We start from the raw sequence: 22,051 nt of genomic DNA on the forward strand, positions 1-22,051 counted from the left end.
GGAGACCGATGTCTTTCCGCACCCATTCCTCCATCGACTACGTCGAGGACGTCTCCCCGGGCAGCGGTGCCCTGCCGCCCCGCGCCTGGTACGCGTCCTCGGACGCGGCGTCCCTCTCGCTGAACGGCAGCTGGCGCTTCCGGCTGGCGGCGACGGCGGACGCCGAGGACGACGCGTTCGCCGAGCCCGGATACGACGCGGGGGACTGGGCGGAGGTCTCGGTCCCCGGCCACTGGGTCCTCCAGGGGCACGGTTCTCCCATCTACACCAACCACCTCTACCCCTTCCCGGTCGACCCGCCGCGCGTGCCGACCGAGAACCCGACCGGTGACCATCTGCGCGTCTTCGACCTGCCGTCCGACTGGCCGTCGGACGGCGGGGCGGTGCTCCGCTTCGACGGTGTCGAGTCCTGTGCGCGGGTGTGGCTGAACGGCACGGACATCGGCGAGTTCAAGGGCTCCCGGCTGCCGCACGAGTTCGCCGTCGGCCATCTGCTCAAGCCGAGCGGCAACGTGCTCGCTGTCCGGGTCCACCAGTGGTCGGCGGGCTCGTACCTGGAGGACCAGGACCAGTGGTGGCTGCCGGGCATCTTCCGGGACGTCACCCTGCTGCACCGTCCGGCGGACGGTGTCCTGGACTTCTTCGTGCACGCCTCCTACGACCACGTGACCGGCGAGGGCACGCTGCGGGTCGACGCGGACGTGGACGGCCGGGTGACCGTGCCCGCGCTCGACATAGATGTCGCCACCGGTGAGTCCGTGACCGTGCCCGTCGAGCCGTGGACCGCGGAGACGCCGACGCTGTACGACGGCGTGCTGGCCACCGACGGCGAGCGCGTGCCGCTCAGGATCGGTTTCCGGACCGTCGTCCTCGAGGACGGCCTGATCAAGGTCAACGGCAGGCCGGTCCTCTTCAAGGGCGTCAACCGGCACGAGTGGCACCCGGAGAAGGGCCGCGCGCTCGACCTGGAGACGATGCGCGAGGACGTGCTGCTGATGAAGCGGCACAACGTCAACGCCGTCCGCACCTCCCACTACCCGCCGCACCCGGCCTTCCTGGACCTGTGCGACGAGTACGGCCTGTGGGTCATCGACGAGTGCGACCTGGAGACCCACGGCTTCGTCGAGCAGGCCTGGCGCGACAACCCGGTCGACGACGACCGCTGGACCCCGGCGCTGCTCGACCGGGCCGCCCGTATGGTCGAGCGCGACAAGAACCACCCGTCGGTCGTGATCTGGTCCCTCGGCAACGAGGCCGGCACCGGGCGCGGGCTGACCGCGATGGCCGAGTGGATCCACGGGCGTGACTCCTCACGGCTGGTGCACTACGAGGGTGACATCGACTGCCGTGACACGGACGTGTACTCGCGGATGTACGCGAGCCACGCCGAGGTGGAGCAGATCGGCCGCCGACTGGACGGCGGCACCCACAAGCGCCGCGAGCTGCCCTTCATCCTCTGCGAGTACGGGCACGCCATGGGCAACGGCCCCGGCGGCATCGCCGACTACCAGCGGCTGTTCGAGTCCTACGACCGCCTCCAGGGCGGCTTCATCTGGGAGTGGATCGACCACGGCATCAAGCACCCGGAGCTGGGCTACGCCTACGGCGGCGACTTCGGCGAGGAGTTGCACGACGGGAACTTCGTCTGCGACGGTCTGCTGTTCCCCGACCGTGAGCCGTCGCCGGGCCTCGTCGAGTACAAGAAGGTGATCGAGCCGGTCCGCATCGAGGGCGACGGCGACGGCGGTACCGTGCGGATCCGCAACGCCCACGACTTCGCGGACCTCTCGGCGCTCGCCTTCGAGTGGTCCTTCCAGGTCGACGGCGAGACCGTGGAGTCGGGCTCGCTGTCGGTGCCGGTGCTCGCGGCCGGAGAGTCGGCGGAGGTCAAGCTGCCCGAACCGCCCGAGGTGCGCCGCGGCGAGGCGCAGTGGACGGTGCGTGCGGTGCTGGCGTCGGACACCGCGTGGGGCGCGAAGGGCCACCAGGTGGCGTGGGGCCAGTTCCCGGTCACCGGACGTGTGCCGGTCCCGGCCGCCGCGGGCACGGCTCCCGTGCTCACCGACGGCCGGATCACCCTCGGCCCGGGCACCTTCGACGCCCGCACGGGCGCGCTGACGGCCGTCGGCGGCGTGGACGTGACCGGCCTGCGCCTGGACGTGTGGCGGGCCACCACCGACAACGACGACGGCGCCGAGTGGCAGACCGACCTCCGCTACGGCTTCATGTGGCGCAAGCTGGGCCTGCACCGCATGCGGCACCGTCTGGACGCGGTGGAGCTCGGCGACGGGGCACTGACCGTGCGGACCCGGGTGGCTCCCGCCGCCTGGGAGGTGGGCCTCGCCACCGTGTACCGCTGGTCGTCGGACGGGGAGAGGCTGCGGCTGGCCGTGTCCGTCACACCTGAGGGCGACTGGACGGTGCCGCTGCCCCGGCTCGGCATCCGGTTCGGCCTGTCCGGCGCGGCGGACCGGGTCACCTGGTTCGGGGGCGGCCCCGGCGAGGCGTACCCGGACACCAGGTCGGCCTCGCAGCTCGGCCGTTGGGAGTCCACGGTCGACGGGCTGCAGACGCCGTACGTGCGCCCGCAGGAGAACGGCGCCCGCGCCGACGTCCGCTGGGCGGAGCTCGGCGGGCTGCGCGTCGAGGGCGACCCGGAGTTCTTCTTCAGCGCCCGGCGCTGGACGACCGAGCAGCTGGACGCCGCCCGGCACCGCACCGACCTCACGCCCGGCGACACGGTGTGGGTCAACCTCGACCACGGCCAGCACGGCATCGGTTCGCAGTCGTGCGGTCCGGGCCCGCTGCCGCAGTACTTCCTGCGGGCCGAGCCCGCGGAGTTCTCCTTCGTGTTCTCGGAGGTCAGTTGACGGACACGGTCCTGAGGACCTCCGCGGCCGGACGGCTGTTCAGTCGTCCGGCCGCTGCCGCGTCCTGCGTCGCTTTCGTCCTCATCGGCATGCTCCAGGCGCTCTACGGCCCGGCGGTCCCCGGCTTGCGCGCCGAGTACGGCCTGTCGCCGTCGGGCGCCGGTCTCGGCCTGAGCCTGCACTTCACGGGCGGGGTCGCCGGCGTCCTCGCCTTCAACGCCATCCACTCCCGGATCAGCAACCGGATGCTGCTGGCGGCGAGTTACGGGCTGATGGCGGCGGGCGGCGCCGGCTTCGCGCTCGCCCCGAACTGGCCGCTCGCCCTGGGCGCCGCCTTCCTCGGCGGACTCGGCTTCGGCGGCATCGACTACGGCCTCAACCAGCTGTTCGCGGTCGGCTTCGGCGAGAAGTCCACGGCCATGCTCAACGTGCTCAACGCCCACTTCGGCATCGGGGCGGTGCTGGGTCCGGCGGTCATCGCGTGGACGGGCCCCCGGCACTACGCGTACGCGTTCGGGGGGTGCGCGGTGCTGGCGGCCGTACTGGTCCTGTGCACGGGGGGCGTACGGACCGAACCGGTCGGCGTCGTGCCGAGGGCGTCCACGTCGCTGGGCCTGTCCCGCGTCCTCGTCGGCTTCCTCGCCCTCTACGTCCTCAACGTGGCCGTCGAGGCTGGCGTCGGCGGCTGGGAGCCCACCCACCTGGAAACCGTCGGATACGGCGCGACCGTGGCCGCCTCCGCGACCTCCGTGTACTGGCTGATGATGACGGCGGGCCGCTTCCTCGTCGTCCCGCTCACGCTCAGATACGCCCCCGAGCGCATCCTCACCGTGTGCGCGGCCGGGATGACGGCGTGTCTGCTGCTGTCGCTCGTAAAAGGTGTGGCGCCGGTTGCCTATGCGGGTGTTGGCTTGTTCATTGCGCCCGTCTTCCCCACCGGCCTGCCCTGGCTGAACCGGGCTCTCCCCCAGGCAAAGAGAGCGGGTGCCTGGGTCATCGCCGCGTCGATGGTCGGCGGGGTGGCAGCGCCACCGCTGCTGGGCCTGGGCATCGAGGCCGCTGGCATCCATGCCGTTCCCTGGCTGCTGACAGCGTTGTCGGCCGCCTCGCTCGCGGCGACCGTATGGCTGATCCAACTGACCCGGAGGTTCGTCGAGTGAGCGCGAGCATCGAGGTCCGCGGGCTTACCCGCACCTTCCTCACCACCGTCCGCCGCCCCGGTTTCGCGGGCGCCCTGCGTTCCCTGGTCAACCCGGAGAGGGTGACCAAACACGCCGTCACGGACATCACCTTCGACGTGGCCCCGGGCGAACTGCTCGCCCTGCTCGGCCCGAACGGCGCAGGCAAGTCCACCACCATCAAGATGCTGACCGGCATCCTCACCCCCACGTCCGGCCAGGCCCGGGTCGCGGGCGTGGTGCCGTACGAGGAGCGGGAGCGCAACGCGCGCAACATCGGCGCGGTGTTCGGGCAGCGCACCCAGCTGTGGTGGGACCTGCCGGTGCGCGAGTCGTTCGCGATCCTGCGCGACATCTACGAGGTGCCGAAGGCGGATCACGCGGCCCGGCTCAAGGAGTTCGACGAGCTGCTCGATCTCTCCTCCTTCTGGGACACGCGGGTTCGGCATCTCTCGCTCGGCCAGCGGGTGCGCTGCGACCTGGCGGCGGCGCTGCTGCACGACCCGCCGGTGGTGTTCCTCGACGAGCCGACGATCGGCATGGACGTGGTGGTCAAGGAGCAGGTGCGGGAGTTCCTGCGGCACCAGGTCGAGGAGCGCGGCCGGACCGTGCTGCTGACCACGCACGACATGACGGAGGTCGAACGGCTGGCCGAGCGGGTGGTCCTGATCAACCACGGGCGGCTGGTACTGGACGGCACCCTGGACGAGATCCGCCGGAGGTTCGGCTCGACCTGGCAGGTGCGGGCGACCCTCGCCGATCCGCACGCGCCGGTCGAGCCGCTGCCGGGCATCGCGCTGCTGCGGCGGGACGGGCCGCAGGTGGTGTTCGGCCCGGACGGCTCGGGCGCGCCGACGGTCCACCAGGCGCTGAAGCAGATCATCGAGCGGTACGAGGTCACGGACCTCGGGATCGACGAGGCGGACCTGGAGGACGTGATGCGCGCGGCCTACGTCCAGGCGGCGTCCCAGGCGGAGTTCCAGGCGGAGGGGGTCTGATGGCCGTCCTGTACGCCTGGCGCGCCGCCCGGGTCACCCCGCTCGGCGAGCTGCTCACCCCGCCCCGCATCACGGCCGCCCTGCTGCGGCTGACCGTGCAGGTCGTGCTCGTGGCGTCGCTGTGGCGCGGCCTGTACCAGGCGACCGGCACGACCGCCGGACTGGACCGCGACCAGGCGGTCACCTACGCCGTGCTCGCGGTCCTCGCCTCCCGGCTGCGGGAGCTGGACCAGTACGCGGGCCGGGACTCGGTGCTCCAGCACATGCACTTCGGCACGATCGTGTACTGGTACCTGCGCCCGCTGCCGCCCCAGCGCTACTACGCTCTGCGGGCGCTGGGCGAGCAGCTGTACGGTCTGGTGTGGGCACTGGCCGGATACGCGGTGTGTCTCGCGGCGGGAGTGGTGGAACCCCCCGAGTCGGCGTCCGTGGCCGGGGTGTTCGCGCTGAGCCTGCTGCTCGGCCAGTGGGTCCTGCACTACGTCACGCTCCTCATCGACCAGCTGTGCTTCTGGACGCTGCGCAACACCGCGGCGATGCTGATCCTCCTCTTCGCGCAGAACCTGCTGTCCGGGGTGTACGCGCCGCTGTGGTTCTTCCCGCACTGGTTCGTCACGATGAGCGGTTTCCTTCCGTTCCAGGCGACGCTGAGCGTGCCGCTGTCCCTGTACGTGGGCCGCATCCCGCTGTCCGACGCGGGTGCGCAACTCGCCGTCCAGGCGGGGTGGGTGGTGGCCCTGTCCCTGTTCACCCGGCTGCTGTGGCGGCGGGCCGCCCGGCGTGTCATCTCCCAGGGAGGCTGACCGTGTCGGTGAAGGCGTTGCGCATCGCATGGCGGATCACCCGTCTCAACTTCCGTGCCCAGCTGGAGTACCGCACCGAGTTCCTGATGATGATCGCCATCGGTGCCATCTGGCAGGTGTCGGTGATCGTGTTCGCGACGGTGCTGCTGACCCGGTTCACCGGGATGGGCGGCTGGGACAGTTCGGACGTGCTCCTCATCCCGGCGACGCGGATGCTGGCGCACGGCCTGTTCGTGCTGTTCCTGGGCCGGGTGCACGGACTGGGCCGGCACATCCAGGAGGGCAGGATCGACGCGTACCTGCTGCGCCCCATGCCCGTGTACCGCCAGGTCCAGCTGCAGTTCTTCCCCACCAACGCCATCGGTGACCTGACGGTGGCGGCGGGCCTGATGGCGGGCGCGCTCGGCCGCAGCCACCTGGACTGGACGACGGGCAGGATCACGTACCTGATCCTCTCGCTCGTCGGCGGCATGCTCCTGGAGGCGGCCCTGTTCACGGCGGTGGCCTGTGCGTCGCTGCGGTTCCCGGCCGCCGACTACTGGGGCCGCTGGCTGGAGGAACTGCTCGGCACGTTCGGCAGCTATCCGCTGAACGTCCTGCCGAAGGCGGTGGGCGGTTTCCTGACCTTCGGCCTGCCGCTCGCGTTCGTCGCGTACTTCCCGGCGGCGGTGCTGACCGGCCACGGCCACGACACGGGCGCCCCGTACTGGCTGGCGGCGGCCTCACCGCTGCTCGGACTGCTGGCGTATCTGGGGTCGCGGCTGCTGTGGCGGTGGAGCCTTGGGCACTACACGGGAGTGAACGGGTGAGAGCCTGCGGGTGACACGGGCTCCGACGACGCCGGAGCCGCTCAGGCGGCTTCGGCGGCCGTCTCCGGGTGCCGGGTCCGTACGGGTGTGAGCAGGGCCAGGGCCGCGATGCCCACGCAGCACGACCCGGCCACCACCCCCACCGCCGCCGTGCCGTGGTGCTGGGCCCCCCAGGTGAGCACGGCCGCGCCGACCGGGGCCGCCGCGTAGTGGATCGTCCAGAACGCGGAGGTGACCCGGCCCAGCAGGTGCTCGGGCGTCACCTGCTGGCGCAGGGACATGGAGCAGGTCCCGGCGATGCTGACGCATCCGAGGAAGGCCGCCATGAGGAAGGCGACGGCCGGTACGTGACGGGCCCAGCCGATGCCGGCGAGCGCGCAGCCGCAGACGGTCACGGCCCCGATCCAGGTGGGCCCGAAACCGAGCCCCTGCCGTACCCGTGCCACCAGCAGGGCCCCGGCGATGGTTCCGAGAGCGCCGACCGCGAGGACGGTGCCGACGGTGCCGTCGCTCTGCCCGAGGTCGTGCTTGAGGTGGTAGATGAGCACGTCGTTGAGGCCCAGCTCCAGAAAGCTGAACAGGGACAGGAGCACGGTCAGGGCGCGCAGCACCGGGTGGCGCCGCAGGAAGGACGCGCCCGCCAGCAGGTCCTTCCACAGTCCCCGCCGGGTGGTTGCCGGGTCGGGCGGCGGGGACCGCCGCAGCCGTACAAGGGTCAGGCAGAGGGCCGACACGCCGAAGCTGACCGCGTCCACCGCGACGGCTCCGGCCGGCCCCGTCCACGCGGCCACGACACCCGCGCCGAGCGGGCCGGCCACCCCCGCCGCCGCGGCCGTCGCGTTCAGCCGGCCGTTCGCGGCGGTGATCCGCTCGCCGTCGACCAGGCCCCGCACGACGGTGACGTACGCGACCGAGAACACCATTCCGACGGCCTCGCACAGCGGCAGGACCGCGTACAGCAGCCAGACGCGCGGTCCGGCGAGCCACACCAGGGGAACCAGCCCGTACAGCACCATCCGCACCAGGTCGCAGGCGATCAGCAGCCTTCTGCGGTCCAACCGGTCCACCACCACACCGGCGAACACCCCGGCCAGCACCGACGCCGCGCCTCCGACGGCCGTCAACAGCCCCATCCGAGCGACGGACCCGGTCGCCTCCAGCACCAGCAGCGGCAGCGCGATCAGGGCGAAGGAGTCACCGAGGACCGAAAGGGTCTGCGCGGCCCAGAAGATCCCGAAGTCCCGGTTCCGCCCCGGCGATCCGACACCTGCGGCCTCCCCCACGGCAGCTCCCCCCTGCACACACACGTTCGAGCGCGACGAACGATCAAGACGTACCACCGTACGCCGACCAGGCGGCGGCCTGGAGCCGTCCCGCCACGCTCGTGCCGTCTGCGACACGGCAGCAGTTCAACTCCGTCACCGCCGAGAACGAGATGAAGTGGGACGCCGTCGAGCCGACCCGGGGCTCCTTCCAACGGCCTCAACCCGAACGCCTGACGCTCACCTCCGCCCAGACCACCTTGTACGGCCGCGGTTCCGTGCCCCACCGCTCGGAGACCGCGGCCACGAGCCTGAGCCCGTACCCGCCTTCGGCGTCCGGTTCGCGCAGCACGGGCAGCCGTTCACTCCGCGCGTCGGCCACCTCGACGCGTACGACACCGGTGCCCTGCCACAGCAGCCGGACCCGGAAGTCACGACCCGGGACGCGGCCGTGCCGGACGGCGTTGGCGGCGAGTTCGGCGACGACCAGGGCCACGTTCCGGCCGGCGTCGCTGTCGTACGGGAACCCCCACGCGTCCAAGCGGTGCGCCACGAGCCGCCGCGCGAGCCGGGCACCTCGCGGTGTGGAGCTGAACAGCTGGGTGAACGTACGTACGGTGACAAGCTCTTGAGGCCGGGGGTCTGCGTGCATGGTCCGACGGTTCCGCAGGTCACAGGGGTATGACCAGGCACGGCACTCGTACGCTGCGCACCGTACGAGTTCACGGCGTGGACAGTGGGAGTCACGGTGCGTGACTCTGGGGGCACTTGCGGGGTTGTCACCAGTGCACTCGGGGGTTACGCCGATGACCGAAAGCACCATCAGCAGCACGACCACGGCCACGAGCACGAGCGAGCCCGAACCGTCCGACAGCATGAAGGCGTTCGGGGCGGCGCACAAGGCGTTCCGGAAGCGGGCGGGGTACACGCAGGAGGAGTACGCGCCACTCGTCGGCTACCAACCGGCGACGGTGGCGTCGATCGAGCAGGGCCGACGCTTTCCGCCGCGGGCGTTCGTGGAGCGGGCGGAGGAGGTGCTGGACGCGTTCGGGGCGCTGCGAGGGGTCTACAAACATGTGGGGCGCGAGGCAGGGCTGGCGTCGTGGTTCCGCAAGTGGGCGGACCTGGAGGAGCAGGCGATCAGTCTCTACACGTACGAATGCCGTGTAGTGCCGGGCCTGTTGCAGACCGACGCGTACGCACGGGCTGTGATCTGGAGCGTGCCGCCGCTGCCGACGGAGGAACAGGTCGAGAAGCGTGTCGCGGCACGGCTCGCTCGTCAGGAGCTGCTGAGCACTCGCCGCGAGCAGCCGACCGCATTCAACTTCATCATTGAGCAGGCCGTGTTGGAGCGGCGCACGGGCGGTGAGGACGTCACCCGAGAATTGATCGACCACCTGCTGGACCTCAACGACCGGCACTGGAATGTGGAGATCCAGTTGATGCCGCTCCATCAACCCGACCACGCGGGTCTCGACGGCCCCGCCCAACTGCTGGAGACACCCGACAACGAGTGGTTCGCGTACTCGGAAGGTCAACAAACGGGCGTACTGATCACCGACCGGAAGGAGATCAGCCTGATTCAGCAGCGGTATGCCAAGATGCGCTCACAGGCTCTCACCCCTGCTGACACAGTGAGCCTGCTCCGGGAGATGCGAGGAGCGCTATGAGCACCACTGAACTGAACTGGTTCAAGAGCAGCTACAGCAGCGGTAGCCAGGGCGACTGCGTAGAAGTGGCCACCTCCCCCACCACCATCCACGTCCGCGACTCGAAGAACCCCACCGGCCCCCGGCTCACCCTCTCCCCCACCGCTTGGACGGAGTTCGTAGAGGTCGCCACCCGAGGGTGACGCGATACGGCCTCCTCACCGGTCGGTGACCAGATGGGCGTCCACGGCGACGACACCGTCGACGCCCTGGCACAGCCCCACCACCACCGGCCCGAGACGCGGCTCCGGGACGTGGCCCCGCAGGGTGACGGCACCCTCCCGGACCTCGACCGTGATGGTTCCCTCACCCAGGCCGAGGAGGCGTCCAAGGACGTCCCGCTCGACCTCGCCGCGGATCTCGTCGTCGGAGCGGATGAAGGCGTCCAGCAGGTCGCTGCGGCTGACGATGCCGGTGAGGAGGCCGTTGTCGTCGACCACCGGCAGTTGCTTGACGTGCCGCCTGCGGAGTTCCCGCGCGGCCCGGGGGATCGTCCAGTCGGCGCGGGCGGTGTGAACGGGACTGCTCATGAGCGCGCCCGCCGTCCGGGCCCGCGCCTTTCCCCAGGCACGCTCGCCGTCCCCGTCCCGACCCTGCGGATCGGGCATCCCGGTCTCGTGCCGCAGTACGTCGGACGCGGACACGACGCCGACCGGAGCGCCGTCCTCGTCGACGACCGGCGCCGCGGCGATGTCGTTGGCGTCCAGCAGGGCGGCGGCCTCGTGGACCGGTGTGTCGGCGCGGAGGGTGACCACCTCCTCGGTCATCACGTCACCGACCGTGCGGCGGTGCAGCATGACATCAGCCTCCTCCGCGATGCGACGGGGCGGCCGCGATCGGACCGCCGGAGCGGACAGCGCACGACGCGTCGGCCTCCGCGGCCCCCGCCGGCACGTCCACTCCGTTCCACCCACCCATCACAGCACCATGCCGTCCGGGCGACCAGTGACGTTCGGCCTGGCACCGTAATCCGCCCCCGAGTCGATCCTAGCTGGGCTAGCCTCATCCCTAGGACCCCAAGGTTTAAGGACGACCCATGCCTCGTGCCGGACTCACCGTCGAGCGGATCGTCGCGGCGGCAGCCGACCTCGCGGACGAGGCGGGCTTCGAGAACGTCACCGTCTCCGCGCTGGCCCGCCACTTCGGCGTGAAGGACGCCAGCCTGTACTCGCACGTCAGGAATCTCCAGGACCTGCGCACCCGCATCGCCCTGCTCGCCGGCGGCGAGATGATCGACCGCATCGCCGCCGCCGTCGCCGGGCGCGCCGGCAAGGCGGCGCTGGCCGCCTTCGCGGGCGCCTACCGGGAGTACGCCCACCGGCACCCGGGACGGTACGCGGCGACCCAGATCCGCATCGACCAGTCCCTCGTCGCGGACTCCCCCGCCCTGCGCCGCACCGCCGAGATCACCTACGGCATGCTCCGCGCCTACGGCCTGGACGAGCCCGACCTCACCGACGCCGTACGCCTGCTGCGCAGCACCTTCCACGGTTACTGCGCCTTGGAGGCCACAGGGGGCTTCGGTGCGCCCCGCGACGTGGAGGCCTCGTGGGACAAGGCCGTCGAGGCCCTGCACGTGGCATTGGAGAACTGGCCCCGGGAGGAGATGACGCGCCCTGCCTGACCGCGCGCCGAGTGGTCGAAGCCCCATGCCCTCCCTGGACCGCCCACGCCGGTCAACGCCGGGAGAGTCCGAAGCCCGCATGCGATAGTCGGCGTTGCCCGTCAGCATCCGGAGAGGTGCCTGTATGCACGACACAGCCCACTTCATAGCGGAGACCTACCGGCTCGGCTCCGGACCGTGGACGATGACGCCCGTCACCCGCGGCGCACTGGGCCGGATCTGGAAGCTCTCCGGAAACGGGTCCTCATGGGCCGTGAAGGAACTCCTCTTCGGCTGCGACGAAGAACAGGTCGGCCGGGAGGCCGCATTACGGGAGGCCGCCGAGAAGCTGGGAATCGCGTCACCGCGGCTGTTCCCCAATCGCCACGGGGCGTACGTGTCGCAGCTCGCCCCTTCCTCGGGCGGGTCCTACGTCAAGCTGTACGACTGGATCGACGGCACCGAGGCGGACGCGTCGGATCCGGACGTCCTGGACTGGTTCGGCCGGACCATGGCGCTGCTGCACAGAGCGGGAGAGGGCGCGAGCGAGACGCCGAACGCCTGGTACGAGCAGTGCCCCCGGGACGCCGACTGGAAAGACCTCCTCAAGAAGGTTCATCAGGCCGGCCTGCCGTGGTCGGACGCGCTGGGCCGGTTCGTCGCCACTTCCGCGGCGGAGCTGGCGCACTGGGTGACCCCGGCCGACCCCGGCGATCTGGTGACGTCGCATCTCGACCTGCAGCCCCAGAACGTGCTGGTGGGCTCGAACGGGCCGGTTCTTCTCGACTGGGACAACGCCGGGTCCACCTCGGCGGAACGGGAGCTCGCACAGGCCGTGTTCGTGTGGTCGGGCGGCAACCGGCTGAACACCGATTCCGCCCGGCGACTGGTGCGGGCCTACCGGAGCGCCGGAGGCCGTGCCGTCATCAAGGATCCGCATTCCTTCTCGATGCTTTTCGCGACGCACTTGAACTACATCCACGTGCAAGCGGAGTGCGCCGTCGACCCGACCGTGACCGCCGCGCAGCGCGAGTTCGCCGGCGACCAGGTCGATCGCCTGCCTGCGCGGCGTCCCGGACCTGGCCGTCGTCTCCCGGTTGACCGCGGCACTCGAGATTGTGTGGTGAAACGCCGGCGGGCGAAGACCCCGGAGGAGTTCGCGGAGCGTCTCGCGCACACGCTGCCTCCCCCGGGGCCACCGGGTTGTGGTTACTGTTCCGTCGCCGGGTGCCCCTTGCCCCACGCCCAGGCCAGGCGGTCCGCGCCGGAGGCGTTGGTGGTGGCGAGGCCCAGGTGGGTGCCGCTGCCGGTGAGGGTCTGGATGCTGTAGATGTCGCCGGTGCGCAGGCCCGGCCAGTAGACCGAGCCCATGTGGAGCTCCCGGAAGACGTCCGTGTCGGCCTGGATGAAGGCGACCGAGTTCGGGTCGGTGCTGGCCGAGGCGGGCTGGTTGTAGTCCAGGCCGGTCGTCATGGGCGCGCCGAACTCGTCCGCGACCGTGCGGGAGGCACACGAGCCGATGCGCGCCTTGAGGTCGCTGACCCACTCCGAGTAGGTGGCGCTCTGCTTCCAGAAGCCGTAGTGGTGCAGGGACAGGTACGTGCCGTCGAGTCGGTGGTCCGCGCAGACACTGACGACGCTGTCGTTGTAGCCGCTGCCGCTGACGAAGATCCTGTTCCTGGGGACGGCCGGGTAGGTGCTGATCCACTGTGCCGCCAGGTCGGCCCACGCCTGCGCGGTGTAGCCGTGCGGCTCGTTCATCGGCTCGAAGTAGACCAGCGGCTTGCGCTGGTAGGCGCTGGTGACGGTGCCCCACATGCGCCAGAAGTCCGGCAGGTTGTCGACGAAGCCGTCCTTCTGGGCCCCGGTGCCCTCCCAGTAGCTGAGGATGACCTTGAAGCCGTGGGCGGTGGCCGCGTCGATGACGGCGCGGTAGGAGCTCCAGTACGAGCCGTTCACGGTGTAGGGGTTGATCGGCAGCCGCACGGTGTTGGCCTGGAGGTTCTTGCGGAACCCCTTGATGACGCCGCTGGCCTTGGCGTAGGTGGTGGCGTAGTCGTCGGACAGGCTCAGGCCGGACAGGACCACCGGGTCGTTGGCGTAGTTGTCGCGGGGGTCGGCCCAGTTCACGCCGTTGAACTGGCTGGGGTTGAGGGAGGCGGCCGGTCTGTCGGCGCCCGATGCCGGGACGGTGGCCAGGCCGATGAGGGCACCGCTGCTCAGGGCGACCGCCGCCGCGACGACGGTGCGGGTGAGCCTGGTGGTGCGGTGTGCGGCCCTGCGGGCGGAGCGGAACATGTGCGGGGACCTTCCTGTGCGGGTGGGGTGCGAGACGGCGTGCGGACGCGCAAAACCGCGGACCGGGGGAGGAAGAACCTGCGGTGCCCTGGGGCGGCAGCGGCAGGCACGGAACCGAAGCCATGGGAGCCTGACGTGCGGTCACGCTCGGACGATCACCTTTCGGGCGAGAGCCTCGCCGCAGTCGGCCGGGGGTGTCAAGACATCCGACAGGACTTCGTCAAACCATTACGGGAAGGGGGCGCGCGGGTTCGGCCGCTCGGGACCTGAGCCGGGCACAACGCCGAAGCCGTGCGCGGACTTGCAGGAAAGTTGAGCTCCGTCGTATAAGAAAACCCGGTCGAATCGTCTTTCTCACGAGGACTTCTCACGAGGACGGTGATCGATGGGCGAGGGCTGGACGTTCGCCGGGGAAGCCACCCAGAGCGGTGGGGACTCCGTGACCCTGATCGAAGGGTCGTCCTTCTGCCTGTCCGAGCGGGGCGGGGATCTCGTGCCCGGCACGCCCCACGGGCTCTTCCACCGCGACACCCGCATCCTGTCCGTGTGGCAACTGCGCCTGGACGACGAGGAGATCGACCCGCTCTCCGTCATCGCGCAGGAGCCCTACGAGGCCTTGTTCCTGGGGAGGGCCCGGCCGCGTCCGGGGTACAGCGAAGCCACCGTCCTGCTCGAGCGGCGCCGCTTCGTGGGCGCGGGCATGCGCGAGGACCTGGTGCTGCGCAACCTCGGCAACGAGGCCGCCGCCTGTGTGCTCACGCTGCGCGTCGAGGCCGACTTCGCCGACCTGTTCGAGGTGAAGGAGGGGCGGGTCAGGCCGCGCGGCCAGTACGGCGTCGACTACGGCGACGGAGTCCTCGCCCTCACCCGGCAGTGGCGCGGGGAGAGCCGCGGGGTGCGGATCGTCGCCGAGGGCGCGATCAGCTCCCCCGGGCAGCTCACCTTCCGGGCGGTCGTCCCGCCGCGCGGCACCTGGCGGTCGTCCGTGCTGGTCACTCCGGTGATCGAAGGGGTGGAGACGCCGACGTCGTTCCCGCTGGAGCGGCCGGTGGAGCAGGCCGGGCCCTCGGTGCGGACCACCGAGTGGCGGGCGTCGGGGCCGCGGATCCGGGTGGGCGACGAGTCGCTGGCGCTGACCCTGCGCCGCAGCCGCCAGGACCTGGGGGCGCTCAGGATCTTCGACCCCGAGCGGCCCGACACGCCCGTCGTGGCGGCCGGCGCGCCCTGGTTCATGGCGCTGTTCGGGCGGGACTCGATCCTGACGGCGCTGATGTCGCTGCCCCTGGACCCCCAGCTCGCCCTCGGCACCGCCCAGACGCTCGCCCGCCATCAGGGCACGAGGACCGACCCGGTGACCGAGGAGGAGCCCGGCCGCATCCCGCACGAACTGCGGTTCGGTGTCGAGGCGTCGCTCGCGCTCGGCGGCACGGTCTACTACGGCACCGTCGACGCCACTCCCCTGTTCGTGATGCTGCTCGGGGAGCTGTGCCGCTGGGGCGTCGAACCGGACGCCGTACGCGCGCTGCTGCCGCATGCCGACCGGGCGCTGACCTGGATCGACGAGTACGGCGACCGGGACGGCGACGGGTTCGTCGAGTACCGGCGGGCGACCGACCGGGGCCTGGCCAACCAGGGCTGGAAGGACTCCTGGGACGGCGTGAACAGTGCCGACGGCAGGATCGCGGAGCCCCCCATCGCACTCGCCGAGGTCCAGGGTTACGTCTACGGCGCCTATCTGGCACGGGCGCTGCTCGCCGAGCGGTTCGACGACCCGGACGCGGCCGGGCACTGGCGCAAGCGGGCGCGGCAGCTCAAGGAGCGCTTCAACGAACGGTTCTGGCTGCCGGAGCACGGCTGGTACGCCGAGGCACTGGACGGTGAGAAGCAGCCGGTCGACGCGTTGGCCTCCAACATGGGGCACTGCCTGTGGACCGGCATCGTCGACGCCGACAGGGCGCACACGGTCGCCGAACGGCTGCTGTCGCCCGAGATGTTCAGCGGCTGGGGGGTGCGCACCCTGGCCACCTCCATGGCCGCGTACAACCCGATGAGCTACCACAACGGCTCGGTGTGGCCGCACGACAGCGGCATCGTCGCCGCCGGGCTCATGCGCTACGGATTCACCGACCACGCCCGGCGCGTCGCCGAGGCGGTCCTGGACGCCGCGGCGGCCTTCGGCGGGCGGCTGCCGGAGCTGCTGTGCGGCTTCGACCGCGCCGTGTACGGCCGGCCGGTGCCGTACCCGGCCGCCTGCTCACCGCAGGCGTGGGCGTCCGCCACGCCCCTGCACCTGCTGCGCGTGCTGCTGGGTGCGGAGGTGTGCGTCCCGCACGGCGTGGTCCGCCTCGACCCGCACCTGCCCGCCCGCTTCGGCGCCCTTCGACTGACCGACGTACCGGTGGGCACGGCACGGGTCGGCGTGACGGTCACCGAGGACGGCACCGCCGAGGTCACCGGGCTGCCGTCCGGTGTGACGGTGAGCCAGGAGCGGTGCGCCTGCGCGGCGGTGGACCCGCCACGCTGACACACCGCAGCGTTCCAGCGCACTCCCCGAGACCTTCCCTCCTCCCGAACCGCCGCCGCGGTCGACGCTGCCCGCGGCCGGTGACACCCACATCCGCCGCCCGCGCATCCGGGCATGACATGGCACGCCATGGCGAGGCGTCGCCGTGCCGTGCGCGGAGGCCCGGGCGCGACCGTGAGCCGCAGGGACGCGCCCCGAAAGGCTCACCCATGACGAAAGGAGCCGTACGTGAGCAACCGGCCGCTTCGTATCGCCATGGTCGCGCCGCCGTGGTTCGAGCTCCCGCCGCGCGCCTACGGGGGCATCGAGGCGATGTGCGCCGACCTCACCGACGCGCTGGTCGCCCGCGGCCACGACGTCACCCTGATCGCGGCGGGCCGCAACGGCACCCGTGCCCAGCGCATGCTGCGCACCTACGACGTGCCCCAGGGCCCCCGCCTCGGCGAACCGCTGCCCGAGGTGTGGCACACCGCGGCGGCCGGACGCCTCCTGGACGACCTCGACGTCGACGTCGTCCACGACCACACCCTCGCAGGACCGCTGCTCGCCCGCGGCCGGAGCGTGCCCACCGTGGTCACCACGCACGGCCCGCTGGACGGCGAACCCGGCGACTACTACCGGCAGTTGGGCGACAGCGTGCACCTCGTCGCCATCTCCGAGTCGCAGCGCTCGCAGGCTCTGGACCTCAACTGGGCCGGCACCGTGCACAACGCCCTGCGCGCCTCCGACTTCCCCTACCGGAGGGACAAGGAGGACTGGGTCTTCTTCCTGGGCCGCTGCACCCCCGACAAGGGCATGCACCTGGCCATCGACGCCGCCCTCGCGGCGGGCCGCGAGATCAAGCTGGCCGCCAAGTGCAGCGAGCCCGCCGAACAGGCCTACTTCGAGGCCGAGATCAAGCCGCGCCTCGGCCGGGGCGTGGAGTGGCTCGGCGAGGTGACGGGCGAGCACAAGAAGCACCTGCTGGCCCGGGCGCGCTGCCTGCTCTTCCCGCTGCAGTGGGAGGAGCCGTTCGGGATGGTGATGATCGAGGCGATGGTGTGCGGCACGCCGGTGGTCACACTGCGCCGCGGCTCGGTGCCGGAGGTCGTGCTCGACGGCGTCACCGGCCTGGTCCGCGACAACGCCGCCGAACTTCCGGACGCCGTCGAGGCGGTGGGCTCGATCGACTCGCGGGACTGCCGCAACCATGTCATCGAGCACTTCCAGCCGGACACCATGGCGGCCGGGTACGAGGCGGTGTACCGCAAGGTGATCGCCGCCACCACGACGGCCCCGGCGCCGCTGGTGCCCGCACCCAGGCGGGAGGACATGCTGCCGGTGGCCTGACGGCCGTCCGGGTCCCGGCAGCCCGCTGCGGCGCAAGGCGTCGAGGCAGGCGCGGGCGGAGGCAGGACTGCTTGCCCCGCCCGCGCGCGTGCACGCGCTGACCCTGGGCCACTGCCGGGAGTTCGGCCTCGCCCTGCGGGTGGGCACCGCGCGCAACCGGAGGACGCTCGCGTACATCGGGGCCGCCGGCTGACCGTGGAGGAGGCCGAGGCCGACCCGCGGCTGCTGCGGTTCCCGCTGGCCTCCCCGCTGGTGCGGCTCTTCGCGACGGTGCCCGGCGCGGCGGCCTGGGCGGCCCGGATCGCGGTGGACACCGGTCACCGCGGCCTGGCCCGGCACATCGGCGCCGTCACCGAGGACGTACGCGACCTGCAGCCGACCAGGGCGGCCCTGTCGGCCGAGCATGTCCGGGGCGTGCTCGACCGCGACCCGGTGGCCCTGGCGAGGGCGGCGACCCAGCACCGGCACGCGTGGGCGAGGGCACGTGCGGCGAGCGATCCCGCCGCGAGCCTGGAGGACCGGGCCGGTCCTCCCCCGGCCTGACGGAGCGAGCCGGGACGGCACCGCGGCAGCTGGCACGTGGTGCCGGCCGCGCAGCCCGAACGGGACGACGGCGGGCGGTAGCCGGGCTGGGAGACCCTCAGGGCGGGCGGGACGGCGAGGTGGGCCCGGTTCGACTCATGACGGCACGCTGGGGGCCTGTCGTTTCGGCGCCCGCCGAAGTGTGACGCTGTTGCGACGGGCGGCAGACCTCAGAAGCGGGGCAGCAGATCCAGCAGGGGTACGAGGGTCATCGCCGCTCCGGCCACGAACATCGGGACCCCCAGCACGACACAGAAGAACGTCCAGACGGCGGAGGCCGCCGCATGCCCGTGCACCCGTGAGCGGGCAGGACGCCCGGGATCGTACGTGATCTCGATGGACTCCTCGCCGCCGAACGACCCCCGATGCAGGTGGACTCCGCCGTCCACGCCGGTGAACTCGTAGACGTACGTCGACGGATACCCCTCGGAGTCGACCTCCGTGTCCACCAGCCGTCCCACCACCGTGATGCCGCGCCTCGGCAGCACGAGGGCATCGCGGATACCCGTCCAGAGCGCGCGCACGGCCATGGCGCCCGGCAGCGACAACAGCGGCGCGACCATCCACAGCACGCCGTCGCGCTCCTTGTCCTCCGCTCGGACGAGGATCACCGCGAGCACCAGTAACCAGACCCCGGCCCCGATCAGGAGTCCCCGCGGAAATCGGTCCAGGAGCTTCGGCTCGTCCGGCAGCGGTTCCACTCCGACCAGCCGTGAGCCGTCACCGCGGCGTTCATCCGCGTCCCTGACCGGCATGGCCTCCGCGACCGCCGCGGCGAAGGCGCGCACCGCCGGCGGGCTGCCACTGTGCACTTCGTACGTCTGCGGGTGCGAATCGTCGGACGTCAGTGTCAGAACCAGGGTCGCCCCGCGTGGGCCTCCGGCTTCCACCCGCTCGACAGCCCCCAACGGGATCCGCCGTCGGACCCCGCCACCCTCGAGCAGCAGGTCTCCGGCGCGCAGCCGCGCGGTCGTCCCCCGCCCGCGCAGCACCACGTCGGCCCGGGGCAGCGGTCTGTCGTGTTCCCCCATGCGGCGCACTGTAGCGGCCCTTTGGCATCCGGGCCGCCCCTCAGGGGCGAACCGAGGCACAGACCTGGGGCGCCCCGGTTCCGGTCGGGACGCCCCAGGGGCTTTCGGTCGGGGACTGTCGGCGAGTTCCCCGTCCGGACGGGGCCTAACGTGAAAGACCCTCCGGTATCAGATCTTGCGCCACCAACTCGTCGCGCACCAGACCCGCGTACACAGTCGCGCCATGGACGGACGTATGCGTGTTGTCCCGCTTCTCGTTGTACAGGTAGATCGACTTGGAGCCCTCGACGCCCAGGGACTCCACCAGCGCCTTGGTCCTGGCCGTCAGGTCGATGAGCGGGACGTGCTCGGCGGCGGCCACCGAGCGGATCACCGCGGGGTGGTCCACGCCGAGGCCGTTCACCAGCAGCGCGGTGTTGTTGTTCAGCGTACCGTCGGCATTGAACCAGCGGCGGACGATCGGTGTCACGAGCACCGGTTCACCGCCCTTGTCGCGCACGCCCGCGACGAGGGTCTCCAGGTTCGTCCGGTAGGTCGTCTCGTCGGTCTGCTTGTCGTTGTGGGCGAGTTGGACGAGGACCAGGTCGTGCGGGCGGATCAACGGCTGAACGGTCGCCCAGAGTTGGGGATTGGCGAGGTAGGTGACCGTGCTCTCGCCGGAGTCGGCGTAGTTGGCGACGGCGAGCCCCTTGCGGAGGTACTGCGGCAGCTGCTGGCCCCAGCCCGAGTACGGGTCGGCGGGCTGGTCGCACACCGTCGAATCGCCGATGAGGAAGATGTGGCGAAAGTGGCGGGCGGGGGTCACCCGGATGTCCGCGAGGGCCGGGGCCGGGCCGCCGATGGTCAGGTCGAGGCCCGGGGAGCCGTCCGGGCCGGTGGGTTCGCCTTCCGGCGTACGGACGTTCACGGTGAAGCCGCGGTGGACGCGGCGTCCTGCGTCGACGGCCGTCTCCGGAAGCAAAGAGCGCCGGGTCTCACCCGTGATGGCGGTGCTGGAGGCGACCGCACCGCCGAGTTCCACGCTCACGTCGTAGTCGCCGGGTGGCACGTCGAAGTGGCAGGCGGTCGCCGAGCAGTTCTCGATGCCGAGGCCGCCCGGCGCACGGCCGTGGGCCTGGGCCGGTGCGGCCTGGAGCGCGGAGGCGGCGGTCAGCGCCACCAGCAGCGCGAGGGTGAAACGTCTCATTGCGGCTCCTCCGAGGGGACGACAGGACCCTGGGGGCTGGAACGTACCCCTTCTGGCAAGCGCTTTCTAGAGGTCGGCACGAATTCGCACGACCGCCGACTTCCTTACCGTGAAAGCCCTTTCGCGAAATCGATTCAACTGTCACCCTGCGAGACACCCGAGCACCCCCCACCTCCGAAGGAGGCATCCCCCATGTCCGGAACCGATCCCAGACCGGTCCGTCGCCGTACCTTCGTGCTGGGCACCGCGGCCGCCGCCGGCACCGCGGCCCTCGCCGGCCCGCTCGCACCGCACGCGTCGGCCGCGAGCTTCGGATGGAGCGACGACGGCTCGAACTACGTCGTCGACACCGGGGCCAACCTCGTCTTCAAGGTCAGCAAGACCAACGGCGACCTGACCTCGCTGGTCTACCGGGGCACCGAGTACCAGGGCTACGGCGGCAAGAACTCCCACATCGAGTCCGGCCTCGGCACCTCCACCGTCACCGTCAAGCAGTCCGGTTCGACGATCCTGATCTCCGTCGCGTACGGCACGCTGCGGCACTACTACGCGGCCCGCAGCGGCGAGAACAACATCTACCTGTGGACCGACAAGGCGGACTCGTCCGTCACGGCGACCCGGTACATCGTGCGCGTCAAGGCGGGCAAGTTCCTCAACGACGAGCCCGACTCCTACACCTACGCGCCCACCACCATCGAGGCCTCGGACGTGTTCGAGAAGTCCGACGGCCAGACCCGCTCGAAGCACTACTCCAAGCGCCGCGTCATCGACTACGACTACATCGGCTGGGCGGCCGGCGGGGTCGGCCTGTGGATCGTGCGCAGCAACCACGAGAAGGCCTCCGGCGGCCCGTTCTACCGCTCCCTGCTGCGGCACCAGAGCACTGACGGCGGTGGCCTGTACGAGATCCTGTACTACGGCGAGAACCAGACCGAGGCCCAGCGCTACGGCCTCCAGGGCCCGTACGTCATCGCGTTCACGGACGGCGGGGCGCCCTCGTCGTCGCTGTACCACGACACTCTCACCACCCCATGGGCCGACTCGCTCGGCATCTCCGGGTACGTCCCCGACGGCGGCAGGGGCCGGGTCGCCGGCGTCGGCATCGCGGGCCGGGACACGGCGTACGCGTACACGGTGGGGCTGGCCAACTCCGCGGCGCAGTACTGGGGTTCCGCCCGGGCCTCCGACGGTTGGTTTTCGATCCCACGGGTGCTGCCGGGGACGTACACGCTGACCGTCTACAAGGGCGAACTAGCCGTGCACACCGGCTCGGTGACCGTCTCGGCGGGCGCCACGACCACCCTGAACACGATCACCATCCCGTCCTCCAACGACCCGGGCAACGCGAGCGCGATCTGGCGGATCGGCACCTGGGACGGCACGCCGAGCGGGTTCAAGAACGCGGACCTGATGACGTACGCCCACCCGTCCGACGTGCGGGCCGCATCCTGGACCGGCAACGTGGTGATCGGCAGCGGCAGCGAGACATCGGCCTTCCCCTGCTACCTGTGGAAGGACGTCAACAGCGGACTGATCGTCTACTTCAGGCTGTCCGCGGCGCAGGCCGCCGCCGCGCACACCCTGCGGATCGGCGTGACGACGGCGTACGCGAACGGCCGGCCGCAGATCACCGTCAACAACTGGACCTCGTCGATCCCCTCGCCGCCCACCCAGCCGAGCACACGGTCGCTGACCGTGGGCTCGTACCGGGGCAACAACTACACGTTCACCTACAGCGTTCCGGCCAGTGCCTGGCTGACGGACACCAGCCAGTACAACGTGCTGAAGATCAACGTGGTGAGCGGCTCGGGGTCGACGGGCTATCTCAGCGCCGGTACGGCGATCGACGCGATCGACCTGCTGGCCTGA

The 22,051-nt window shown here is 71.2% G+C and carries 18 protein-coding genes and 1 pseudogene; 13 read left to right on the forward strand and 6 right to left on the reverse strand.

The genetic code is table 11. The features are described 5' to 3' along the window. The first annotated feature begins 8 nt into the window (after positions 1–8). Genes ACIRC0_RS05980 through ACIRC0_RS06000 form a run of 5 tightly spaced genes read left to right on the forward strand, consistent with a single transcriptional unit; the run spans position 9 to position 6,658 of the window. Positions 9–2,870: a glycoside hydrolase family 2 TIM barrel-domain containing protein gene (locus tag ACIRC0_RS05980; protein ID WP_403611780.1), complete on the forward strand. Its 2,862-nt coding sequence runs from the start codon at positions 9–11 to the stop codon at positions 2,868–2,870. Continuing rightward, complete coding sequence (locus ACIRC0_RS05985) at positions 2,867–4,030, forward strand: MFS transporter (protein WP_403611783.1); 1,164 nt, start codon at positions 2,867–2,869, stop codon at positions 4,028–4,030. Before ACIRC0_RS05980 ends, ACIRC0_RS05985 begins: the two co-directional genes overlap by 4 nt. Next, entirely contained in the window at positions 4,027–5,046 is a 1,020-nt protein-coding gene (locus ACIRC0_RS05990) for an ATP-binding cassette domain-containing protein (protein WP_403611786.1), read from the forward strand. The genes ACIRC0_RS05985 and ACIRC0_RS05990 overlap by 4 nt, the downstream gene beginning before the upstream one ends. Continuing rightward, a complete protein-coding gene (locus ACIRC0_RS05995) occupies positions 5,046–5,849 on the forward strand; it encodes an ABC-2 family transporter protein (protein WP_403611789.1) in 804 nt (267 codons plus the stop codon). Before ACIRC0_RS05990 ends, ACIRC0_RS05995 begins: the two co-directional genes overlap by 1 nt. Before the next feature lie 8 nt (positions 5,850–5,857). Continuing rightward, on the forward strand, positions 5,858–6,658 hold the full coding sequence (locus ACIRC0_RS06000) for an ABC transporter permease (protein ID WP_403612741.1): 801 nt from the start codon (positions 5,858–5,860) through the stop codon (positions 6,656–6,658). 41 nt (positions 6,659–6,699) lie between these two features. On the opposite strand, the gene ACIRC0_RS06005 is transcribed toward ACIRC0_RS06000, so the two are convergent. Together ACIRC0_RS06005 and ACIRC0_RS06010 are read right to left on the reverse strand one after the other, a co-directional pair. Further along, the gene (locus ACIRC0_RS06005; RefSeq protein ID WP_403611792.1) at positions 6,700–7,941 is read right to left on the reverse strand and encodes an MFS transporter; all 1,242 of its coding nucleotides are present in this window, start codon (positions 7,939–7,941) and stop codon (positions 6,700–6,702) included. A gap of 199 nt (positions 7,942–8,140) precedes the next feature. Then, on the reverse strand, positions 8,141–8,572 hold the full coding sequence (locus ACIRC0_RS06010) for an ATP-binding protein (RefSeq protein ID WP_403611795.1): 432 nt from the start codon (positions 8,570–8,572) through the stop codon (positions 8,141–8,143). 154 nt (positions 8,573–8,726) lie between these two features. Between ACIRC0_RS06010 and ACIRC0_RS06015 the strand changes: the two genes are divergently transcribed. Both ACIRC0_RS06015 and ACIRC0_RS06020 read left to right on the forward strand, forming a co-directional pair. Next, positions 8,727–9,590, forward strand: a complete 864-nt coding sequence (locus tag ACIRC0_RS06015) for a helix-turn-helix domain-containing protein (RefSeq protein ID WP_403611798.1) — start codon at positions 8,727–8,729, stop codon at positions 9,588–9,590. Then, complete coding sequence (locus tag ACIRC0_RS06020; protein WP_403611801.1) at positions 9,587–9,772, forward strand: DUF397 domain-containing protein; 186 nt, start codon at positions 9,587–9,589, stop codon at positions 9,770–9,772. Before ACIRC0_RS06015 ends, ACIRC0_RS06020 begins: the two co-directional genes overlap by 4 nt. A 15-nt stretch (positions 9,773–9,787) precedes the next feature. Here ACIRC0_RS06020 and ACIRC0_RS06025 read toward each other — a convergent pair whose 3' ends face one another. Then, positions 9,788–10,426 carry a CBS domain-containing protein gene (locus ACIRC0_RS06025; protein WP_403611804.1) on the reverse strand — a complete coding sequence of 213 codons (639 nt, stop codon included), beginning with the start codon at positions 10,424–10,426 and terminating at the stop codon, positions 9,788–9,790. 239 nt (positions 10,427–10,665) lie between these two features. On the opposite strand from ACIRC0_RS06025, the gene ACIRC0_RS06030 reads away from it, so the two are divergent. After that, complete coding sequence (locus tag ACIRC0_RS06030) at positions 10,666–11,253, forward strand: TetR/AcrR family transcriptional regulator (RefSeq protein WP_403611807.1); 588 nt, start codon at positions 10,666–10,668, stop codon at positions 11,251–11,253. A 124-nt stretch (positions 11,254–11,377) separates the two neighbouring features. Continuing rightward, positions 11,378–12,359, forward strand: a pseudogene (locus ACIRC0_RS06035) (phosphotransferase enzyme family protein). A gap of 82 nt (positions 12,360–12,441) precedes the next feature. On the opposite strand, the gene ACIRC0_RS06040 reads toward ACIRC0_RS06035, so the two are convergent. Then, positions 12,442–13,530 (reverse strand): cellulase family glycosylhydrolase, encoded by a 1,089-nt coding sequence (locus ACIRC0_RS06040; RefSeq protein WP_403611810.1) that lies wholly within the window; start codon positions 13,528–13,530, stop codon positions 12,442–12,444. A 385-nt stretch (positions 13,531–13,915) separates the two neighbouring features. Between ACIRC0_RS06040 and ACIRC0_RS06045 the strand changes: the two genes are divergently transcribed. The 3 genes from ACIRC0_RS06045 (at position 13,916) to ACIRC0_RS06055 (ending at position 17,926) form a co-directional block, all read left to right on the forward strand. After that, a complete protein-coding gene (locus ACIRC0_RS06045; RefSeq protein ID WP_403611813.1) occupies positions 13,916–16,054 on the forward strand; it encodes a glycogen debranching N-terminal domain-containing protein in 2,139 nt (712 codons plus the stop codon). Positions 16,055–16,282: 228 nt separating this feature from the next. Further along, positions 16,283–17,383 carry a glycosyltransferase family 4 protein gene (locus ACIRC0_RS06050; RefSeq protein WP_403611816.1) on the forward strand — a complete coding sequence of 367 codons (1,101 nt, stop codon included), beginning with the start codon at positions 16,283–16,285 and terminating at the stop codon, positions 17,381–17,383. 195 nt (positions 17,384–17,578) lie between these two features. Beyond that, positions 17,579–17,926 (forward strand): hypothetical protein, encoded by a 348-nt coding sequence (locus tag ACIRC0_RS06055; protein ID WP_403611819.1) that lies wholly within the window; start codon positions 17,579–17,581, stop codon positions 17,924–17,926. 209 nt (positions 17,927–18,135) lie between these two features. Here the strand turns inward: ACIRC0_RS06055 and ACIRC0_RS06060 are convergent, their stop codons facing one another. Continuing rightward, positions 18,136–18,996 (reverse strand): hypothetical protein, encoded by an 861-nt coding sequence (locus ACIRC0_RS06060; protein ID WP_403611822.1) that lies wholly within the window; start codon positions 18,994–18,996, stop codon positions 18,136–18,138. Between the two features lie 145 nt (positions 18,997–19,141). Next, positions 19,142–20,182 (reverse strand): rhamnogalacturonan acetylesterase, encoded by a 1,041-nt coding sequence (locus tag ACIRC0_RS06065; RefSeq protein ID WP_403611825.1) that lies wholly within the window; start codon positions 20,180–20,182, stop codon positions 19,142–19,144. Between the two features lie 192 nt (positions 20,183–20,374). Between ACIRC0_RS06065 and ACIRC0_RS06070 the strand changes: the two genes are divergently transcribed. Beyond that, on the forward strand, positions 20,375–22,051 hold the full coding sequence (locus ACIRC0_RS06070) for a rhamnogalacturonan lyase B N-terminal domain-containing protein (RefSeq protein ID WP_403611828.1): 1,677 nt from the start codon (positions 20,375–20,377) through the stop codon (positions 22,049–22,051).

The organism is Streptomyces sp. NPDC093984, from assembly GCF_044764595.1.
Taxonomy (GTDB): domain Bacteria; phylum Actinomycetota; class Actinomycetes; order Streptomycetales; family Streptomycetaceae; genus Streptomyces; species Streptomyces cynarae.

What these genes read in the sequence shown, in the direction of transcription:
- ACIRC0_RS05980 (WP_403611780.1), top strand. Translation starts at nt 9, where the DNA reads ATGTCTTTCCGCACCCATTCCTCCATCGACTACGTCGAGGACGTCTCC.
- ACIRC0_RS05995 (WP_403611789.1), top strand. Translation starts at nt 5,046, where the DNA reads ATGGCCGTCCTGTACGCCTGGCGCGCCGCCCGGGTCACCCCGCTCGGC.
- ACIRC0_RS06010 (WP_403611795.1), bottom strand. Translation starts at nt 8,572, where the DNA reads ATGCACGCAGACCCCCGGCCTCAAGAGCTTGTCACCGTACGTACGTTC.
- ACIRC0_RS06015 (WP_403611798.1), top strand. Translation starts at nt 8,727, where the DNA reads ATGACCGAAAGCACCATCAGCAGCACGACCACGGCCACGAGCACGAGC.
- ACIRC0_RS06020 (WP_403611801.1), top strand. Translation starts at nt 9,587, where the DNA reads ATGAGCACCACTGAACTGAACTGGTTCAAGAGCAGCTACAGCAGCGGT.
- ACIRC0_RS06025 (WP_403611804.1), bottom strand. Translation starts at nt 10,426, where the DNA reads ATGCTGCACCGCCGCACGGTCGGTGACGTGATGACCGAGGAGGTGGTC.
- ACIRC0_RS06030 (WP_403611807.1), top strand. Translation starts at nt 10,666, where the DNA reads ATGCCTCGTGCCGGACTCACCGTCGAGCGGATCGTCGCGGCGGCAGCC.
- ACIRC0_RS06040 (WP_403611810.1), bottom strand. Translation starts at nt 13,530, where the DNA reads ATGTTCCGCTCCGCCCGCAGGGCCGCACACCGCACCACCAGGCTCACC.
- ACIRC0_RS06045 (WP_403611813.1), top strand. Translation starts at nt 13,916, where the DNA reads ATGGGCGAGGGCTGGACGTTCGCCGGGGAAGCCACCCAGAGCGGTGGG.
- ACIRC0_RS06060 (WP_403611822.1), bottom strand. Translation starts at nt 18,996, where the DNA reads ATGGGGGAACACGACAGACCGCTGCCCCGGGCCGACGTGGTGCTGCGC.
- ACIRC0_RS06065 (WP_403611825.1), bottom strand. Translation starts at nt 20,182, where the DNA reads ATGAGACGTTTCACCCTCGCGCTGCTGGTGGCGCTGACCGCCGCCTCC.
- ACIRC0_RS06070 (WP_403611828.1), top strand. Translation starts at nt 20,375, where the DNA reads ATGTCCGGAACCGATCCCAGACCGGTCCGTCGCCGTACCTTCGTGCTG.